Below are 6,745 nucleotides of genomic sequence, written 5' to 3' on the forward strand. Positions count from 1 at the left end.
CAAGCGGTTCAAGGTCAGCGGGACGGAACATCTTTTCCCAGTGGCGGTCGCTGGCTCGCCAGTTTACCCATGGGTCGCCTGATACGGGGTCAAGCCCATATGCGGCTTGCCAGTAGTCGTGCATGATGCCTTGAAACACTTTGGGCTGTGTGGCGTTCTCAGGACTGAGGATCAGGATGCCGTGCATGTGGGCGTGGTAGGGCTCTGTTCCGGCAATGTCCCAGCCCCAGTAAGAGCCCAGCACACGCCCTCTGCGCTGCTCCGTCTTGATCCATTCGGCTCGAACCTGGTTCATCTGATCCATTCGTTCCGTTAGGTCAGGGGCATAGTTGCTACTGGCTGTGAGTGTCACAAAAAAGACCTGGCTGGGAGAGACTTTACCTGTGCCAGTCAGGAGCATGAGGGCTTGGGCTAGTTCGTTGGCTGCTTTGTCTGCGTTCAGGACCGCGCACATAGGGCAGAGCCTGCGCCCACAATGGGACCGTTTAAAGTAGTGCCCCATCATGCAGCCTATGATCTGATCTGCTAGGGATGGGTCAATATCTCTGAGGTTCGCCAGGTATTCGGACACGATGGGCGGGATCGTGTGAAACTTCTTCTTAATGTATAAACTAGGATCGTGTCTGTGCTGGCGTAGCTGATAGACCCAATTCCGAATCTCACGGGCTGGGGTCAAACGTCCAAGGTGGGTGTTGCTGAGTTCGCGGGCTTGCGTTGTTGTAGGTGCCATTGTTCCCTCTGGGGTGAGGGACGCAAATGGATGCATAGCTAGGTGGTAGTAATAGTGCGTCCGTTAGTCGTTTTCCACTGGTGCGGATGCCTCGACCGGGTGCTCCTTCAGCACCCGGTTTTTCTTTAGCGGATGTGTTGGCTTACTTCGCCCGTCACACTGTTGTGAGACCTTGAGATTGTCCGCTTATAGACAGAGCCCGCATAGTGTGCGGCTTCGCAGTCATCCCAGTTCAGGGACTTCAAGCCCCCAACCGTGAGGTTGGCTTCGATCTGCTCCTCAGGCAGGTTGAAGATATGGGAGGCTTGCCGGAGGGTAAACGGTCCTCTGTGATAGATGCCCTTGAACGCGCAGTGCTGTGCGAAGTCACAGTTATTGGACATCGTGACGGGCTGGGTCGTGGGGATCTTCTCTTCTGTGGCGTGGGTGGGGTCAATGCCCCAACGCCGCATAACGCTGTTTCGGTGAACGCCGTTCCAACGCTCGCCCGCAGAGCGCCAACCGGACAGCTCGCCGTTGTCCAGCATCTCCGTTATGCGTTGGGGATGGCAGCGAAGGATCTTCGCCGTGTCTGTCACGGTGAAAAAACCTTTGTCGTCGTTGATCTTTAGCCAGCTTAACCACTGGTCAAAGTCGTTTAGGTAGTTCTTCAATGGAGCCTCCAGGTGCGGGGCAAACGTGCCCTCTCACCTTTAGGCAAAGATGAAATTACGCTAGGCAATGTATAGGTAATTAATCGAATGGTTAATTAGGGCAATCGCCTAGCGTTTGAAAACACCCTAGGCAAAGCGTTAGAACGTAGCCGGGTTGGATGCCAACCATTCCCGGACCTTCGCAACGTGCAGATATGACACTGCTCCCTTGCCATCCTGTGCCCGCTTCCAGTTGGCGTAGTCGCTTTTGGTAATCCCAATGGCTCTCTGGAAGTCGCCGGTGGATGTCTTGGTCTGGGTCAATACAGCCTGCAACTCCACCAGAAGGTTGTGCTTCTCCTCCTCAGTGTAGGCGTTCTTTGGGATGCGTCCGCCTGGTGCTGCTGTGGCTTTGGTCGGCTTGGGTGCCGCTGCCACGGCTTTGATGGACCCCTTGGGCTCGCCATAGACCTTTAGAACAGCCTGTTCGATCAAGGCGGATACTGCGGGCTGCTTCCCGGTGGTCTTCAGCTGGTTCAGGGCTTCCGTTGCCAGAAGGATCTTGGTTACCTGGCTAATAGATACGGATATGTTGATCCGCTTATCTGTGGTCTTTGCCATAACGCCTCCATCCATAGTGTCGTGTCTATATGGATGATGGTCAATGGATTGCTGTCTATATGCAAACATGCCAATGTGGCTTTCAATAGATGCGTGCTTACAGAATTATTAGTTCAGTCGAATAATACAGCACCCCTTAGTATTGATATCGTTGGGCTTTTGCCAAATAAAACCCCTCCCGCATAGGTGTAATAGACCTATACTTGGGTAGTGTGGCAGGTGTCGGCTTGGGGTATGGTTCAACCGGACACATGGAAAGCCTCCAAATTGTGTCATCTTGAAATGGTTTTCAGAATTACTTGACACAATCCGAATAGGATCTTAGAATTCAATCTGACACATGGAGCTACTATGGCAACCAAAGGACAGCGGATCGCATACGTCAGGGTTTCGACCGACGATCAGAACACAGCGCGCCAGCTGGAGAGCGTCAAGGCTATGAGTCCTGATCAGACCTTCGAAGAGAAGATCAGCGGAAAGTCAAAGGATCGCCCCGCCCTGGCAGAAATGCTCCGGTTCGTCAGGACTGGGGATGAAGTCATTGTTCACAGCATGGACCGCCTGGCGCGCAACCTGGACGACCTGCGGTCAATCGTTTCGGATCTGACAGGGCGAGGCGTGAAGCTAACCTTCATCAAGGAATCTATGACCTTCACCGGCGAGGATTCGCCCATGTCCAAGCTCATGCTGTCCGTCATGGGTGCCTTCGCGGAGTTCGAGCGGTCCATCATGCTGGAGCGTCAGCGTGAGGGCATCGCGGTCGCCAAGGCTGAGGGAAAATACAAAGGCAGAAAGCCGTCATTGAATGAGGCTCAAGCGGTTGAGGTCAAACGGCGCGCTGAGGCTGGCGAACCTAAAGCCGCCCTTGCGCGTGAGTTCCACGTGAGCCGGGAAACCCTGTATTCCTACCTTCGATAGGTTGTGCAAGGCCGCTTCGCGGCCTAATCGAATCTTTGACAACTCCATAACGACTCAAACATCGCCCCCAGTGCTTTAGGGCATTCGGGGCGGATGCCAGTGATACCGAGCTTGAGCGTGAATATTTTCGCCAACCCGGAATTACTTAGTATGAGCATCGATCCCAACACCCTTTACGCCCTGCTGGAGGCAACCCTCCACCTCATCCACACGTTCCACGAACTCCATGCGTGTCTGGGTGGGAATGAATCCTCCACGATCCTGTGGGCGGTCTACCTCCAGATCCGTGACCTGGTGCTTTGATCCAAGGGGGTGAGGGTCCAATCCTACCAAAAGTAAAAGGTTAGGGGTTGACCGGCATCCTAGCGGCGGGACACTTCTTTCTGCGGTAGCAAGCAATCCGGCAACTTTCCCTTTCTTTAAGGGGAAGTCTCGCTGGAGGTGCAGCCCATGAATAACAGTCCGTCCCGCCCAAGTGCCGGTTCAGCCGGGATGACGATGATTGACCTTCCAATGGCGGGTCTACCGTGTGGCGTGCCCAAAAGGAGCCGCCAATGATCGACCTGTCCACCCTATTCACCCTGTCCGCCTCCACCATAATTTCCATTGCATTGCTCCTGCTGGTGGTGGCGCTGCTGGTGATTGTCTGCCGATGTTGCGGGGTGAAGCACCTAAGAATGATCGGCTTGGAGTTGTTCCCCCCAAAGTCCAGCCCACGCAAACCGCCGCCTAGGGCACGGGCTGGGTGATGCCGTAAGGGTTGCCCCAATACCCAAAAGGGGTAAAATGAAAACATGGAGGCTTCCATGAACACAATGCTCGTTCCAGACGCACGTCGTCGCGTCACCCTGCCCGCCAGCTTCAAAGCCGGTCAGCCGGTCAATCTGGAGCCTATGGAGGATGGGACTTACCGCCTGGTCCCCATGGTTGCCATCCCTGAGCACCAACTTTGGGCGTGGCGTTCCGATGTCCAGGAGAGGGTGGAAACGGCTCTCCAGGAGCACCACAACGGCGAAGGCATTGCCATGGATAGCCCTGAAGGTCAGGAGTTCCTTCGTCGGCTTGAGAAATGAAGATCATCTTCAAGCCAGACTTCGTTCGGGAAGCACTTATCCAGTCCGGTCCCGTGCGGGACGGGTTATCGAAGATGCTGCGGATCGTGGGGGAACTGACCTTTGCGGAGCTGCTCAACCATCAGGGCATCCACCTGGAGAAGCTCCACGGGAAGATGGACCCCACCACAAAAAAGCCCCTGTATTCCCTCAGAGCGACACGTGCCGCGCGTGTAATCGCGTTGGTCGAGGGAGACAACCTGGTGTTGTTAACGGTCGAACCCGACCACGATAAGGCTTACCACTGATCTGGTGGTGGACCGTTCGGCCCCTGCGGGGCCGAACGGCTATACGTCGAACAATTACCCAGATCGTACGCTGAAAGAACCCGCTACAGCGGCGATCCGCAGCCGATGCGTGGTTGTTGTGGATCATTCTGCGGATTAGACGGCATACCCCTGAGCTGAAAGTCAGTTGTGGGGCTACACACCATCTAGGCACACCGCCGATTTGCCCAGACCAATCCGTTTGACCTGGTAGAGATCAAATTCCAAGAACCATGTGTCGTAGCTTACGAACGTAAGTGATGACGCTTGGCTGAGCTAACCTCAACCCGGCGGTATCACGCTGGCGTGATACCGCCGGGTTGAGGTTAGCTCAGCCTAACACGAATACTTATGTTTGTCAAGATGTTGATTTGACAAAATTTTACCCTTGTGGGACAATGAGATGTCCACGATTGGACCACCTTATTGGAGCCCCAAAAATGAGAAGTCCACCTCGAAGCACAACAAAAGAAAACGCCAGATGCGGGAACATCTGGCGTCAAAAAAGCTTACTTAATCACTGTCTTTTGCGAAAAGACTACATCGACCATCCTCTTCGAAAGGTACAACATTGGTCAGCTCAATTGTATATGCGGTAGTGCAAACCGTGCAAGAACCTATTGGGAAATGGGATCAGATTCTGAATTTGATTCTTGAACATCCTGGGGCGGCAATCGTCATTGTCGTAACGTGTGTGTTCCTCGTGAAGGGAGGTACACATCAGGTAGTGGTGGTTAACAACGCTCCGCCTGACGACAAACGAAAGCAATAGCCTTTCAGTAACGAAGAGGGCGTAAGGGTCGGAGAGTCATACCACCCTTACGCCCGAGATTTTGCCTCGACGATTGAACCTTGATTCCCGTGGGCGTGGGTGTAGGCTGATTCGTAGATACCCAAAACCGGAGGCTGCAACCCCCGGTCAGGAAATCCGGTGAGGTGGTGTTCAAGCACCCCAATCCGCAAAGACAATCTAGGAAACCTCGCGGACGGTTCTCCAACCGGTGCTTCAAGTTTTGCCCTGGGTGGAGTGGTAGTCAAGAGCGTTTCCAACCTTTTGAGAGACGCCATGCACGCTCAACACCTTGACCCCTTTATCCGCATGAGTTCCGAAGCCTACTTCCGCAAGCATCTGAAGAAGAAGGCTTGGGTAGACTTCGCCATGCAGCTGCACGCCGGGATGGTTCGCGCCAGGTCAGTCTCACCTGGCTGCATCACGGCGACCGTCGAACAGGTGGCGTCATGGGCGGGGGTATCGGCTCGCACAGGATGGACCGCCTGGAAGCACATCAAGGCTTTGGGCTGGGGTCATTCTCCAACGCGGGGCGTCCTGGTGTTCGACTACCGGACAAAGCCCAAGGAAACCAAGGTTTTCGCGGCTCCTGAATCTGCAATTTTTGCAGAGTCCTTTAGAGGAGTAGAGAAACCTTCCAGGAGGGATAACCCATCCCAACCTGAGGCTGTGCCCTCTGCCCCTACCGGGGCGGATGTGCCCCTGAGGGCTGGGGAAGGGCATCCGGGGGTGTTCTCCGAGGTGGTCGCAGCGATCTGTGCCGGAGGTGCTGATCGGGCTGGAGCGGTGAAGGCTGTGAAAGCCCTTGGGAGGTTGACCCCTGAGACAGTCGAGATGGTTCAGCGCGTTGTGCGAGCGGTTCAGACCATGCCTGTGAAGCCTTATCGACCTGGTGGTCTGGTCGTGGCTGCGGTGAAGAGTCCCAGGCTCCGGGCAAGCATCCTGGGAGGCTATGCAGGCCGCTGCGCGGCCTTGCACGATGGCTCCAAGAATCCCCAGAAACCCTCAGGATTGCCCCCATGCGCCGCCTCGGTTTCACAGGGTAGGGATGGGCATCCTCGGAGGGCTCAAGCGGGTCTGGGGGCATCCTGGAGCGATTGTGCCCCCTCCTGGGATGACTTGGACGCTACCCCGGAGGAGTTGGCAGAGATCCGGGCATTGCAGGGAGACCGGGATACCTGCCGGGCTTGGTCCGATACGCGCCAGGAGCCAGAAGCACGCGGCTGCTCCGGCACCAGGTGAGGTAGTCCAGCACCTCCGGGTCGGAGAGATAACCGGCGATGAATCCCAGCGCCTTGGCTCTGGCTAGCACCTGGTCAGCATTTGGGTGAACCTTAGGCGGGATCATGGGGGTGTAGTCCTCGGGCTCAGGCTCCTGATAGGTTGTAGGTTCTGCTTTGACCGAGGGCAAGCTGTTTATGGTGGTGTCCAGGCGGTCTATTGCAGTGCGTAAATCTTGCAAAGCCTTACTGATTAAGCCTGAGTGCATGAACATATTTCGACCGTGAAGGGCTGGGACCAATTGGGCTAGGTCGGCTCTGCTACGGTCAAAGAAGCATGAGTATTCACCGCGCTGCTTCGCTGGTTTGTGAACCTCGCCGCAGACTTCATCCTGGTCATGGGCTTTCAATGTCCAGCCTGTGATATATCGGAGGGCAAGCGGTTCAAGGTCAGCG

Annotated in this window: 8 protein-coding genes; 4 read left to right on the forward strand and 4 right to left on the reverse strand. The window is 55.4% G+C overall.

The window, feature by feature from the left end; all coding sequences use genetic code 11:
* The 3 genes from HOLFODRAFT_RS25620 to HOLFODRAFT_RS0200015 form a co-directional block, all read right to left on the reverse strand.
* The coding region (locus tag HOLFODRAFT_RS25620; RefSeq protein ID WP_341871907.1) for a protein rep at positions 1-766 on the reverse strand (766 nt) is incomplete at its 3' end.
* A gap of 89 nt (positions 767-855) precedes the next feature.
* Complete coding sequence (locus HOLFODRAFT_RS0200010; protein WP_005031259.1) at positions 856-1,383, reverse strand: MerR family transcriptional regulator; 528 nt, start codon at positions 1,381-1,383, stop codon at positions 856-858.
* Between the two features lie 138 nt (positions 1,384-1,521).
* A complete protein-coding gene (locus tag HOLFODRAFT_RS0200015; protein ID WP_005031260.1) occupies positions 1,522-1,983 on the reverse strand; it encodes a hypothetical protein in 462 nt (153 codons plus the stop codon).
* Positions 1,984-2,334: 351 nt separating this feature from the next.
* Here HOLFODRAFT_RS0200015 and HOLFODRAFT_RS0200020 point away from each other — a divergent pair, with 351 nt between their 5' ends.
* The 4 genes from HOLFODRAFT_RS0200020 to HOLFODRAFT_RS0200040 all read left to right on the forward strand — a co-directional run bounded on the left by HOLFODRAFT_RS0200020 (position 2,335) and on the right by HOLFODRAFT_RS0200040 (position 4,261).
* Positions 2,335-2,901 (forward strand): recombinase family protein, encoded by a 567-nt coding sequence (locus tag HOLFODRAFT_RS0200020; protein WP_005031261.1) that lies wholly within the window; start codon positions 2,335-2,337, stop codon positions 2,899-2,901.
* A gap of 150 nt (positions 2,902-3,051) precedes the next feature.
* Entirely contained in the window at positions 3,052-3,204 is a 153-nt protein-coding gene (locus HOLFODRAFT_RS24715; RefSeq protein ID WP_158412886.1) for a hypothetical protein, read from the forward strand.
* 503 nt (positions 3,205-3,707) lie between these two features.
* Complete coding sequence (locus HOLFODRAFT_RS18505) at positions 3,708-3,974, forward strand: hypothetical protein (protein WP_005031265.1); 267 nt, start codon at positions 3,708-3,710, stop codon at positions 3,972-3,974.
* Entirely contained in the window at positions 3,971-4,261 is a 291-nt protein-coding gene (locus HOLFODRAFT_RS0200040) for a hypothetical protein (RefSeq protein ID WP_005031266.1), read from the forward strand. Before HOLFODRAFT_RS18505 ends, HOLFODRAFT_RS0200040 begins: the two co-directional genes overlap by 4 nt.
* Positions 4,262-6,195: 1,934 nt before the next feature.
* Here HOLFODRAFT_RS0200040 and HOLFODRAFT_RS25005 read toward each other — a convergent pair.
* A partial coding sequence (locus tag HOLFODRAFT_RS25005; protein WP_211237914.1) for a hypothetical protein occupies positions 6,196-6,745 on the reverse strand: 550 nt, incomplete at its 5' end.

It is taken from the genome of Holophaga foetida DSM 6591, assembly GCF_000242615.2.
Taxonomy (GTDB): domain Bacteria; phylum Acidobacteriota; class Holophagae; order Holophagales; family Holophagaceae; genus Holophaga; species Holophaga foetida.

Excerpts from the sequence above, each read along its gene's own strand:
- HOLFODRAFT_RS24715 (WP_158412886.1), top strand. The coding sequence starts at position 3,052 with ATGAGCATCGATCCCAACACCCTTTACGCCCTGCTGGAGGCAACCCTC.
- HOLFODRAFT_RS0200020 (WP_005031261.1), top strand. The coding sequence starts at position 2,335 with ATGGCAACCAAAGGACAGCGGATCGCATACGTCAGGGTTTCGACCGAC.
- HOLFODRAFT_RS18505 (WP_005031265.1), top strand. The coding sequence starts at position 3,708 with ATGAACACAATGCTCGTTCCAGACGCACGTCGTCGCGTCACCCTGCCC.
- HOLFODRAFT_RS0200015 (WP_005031260.1), bottom strand. The coding sequence starts at position 1,983 with ATGGCAAAGACCACAGATAAGCGGATCAACATATCCGTATCTATTAGC.
- HOLFODRAFT_RS0200040 (WP_005031266.1), top strand. The coding sequence starts at position 3,971 with ATGAAGATCATCTTCAAGCCAGACTTCGTTCGGGAAGCACTTATCCAG.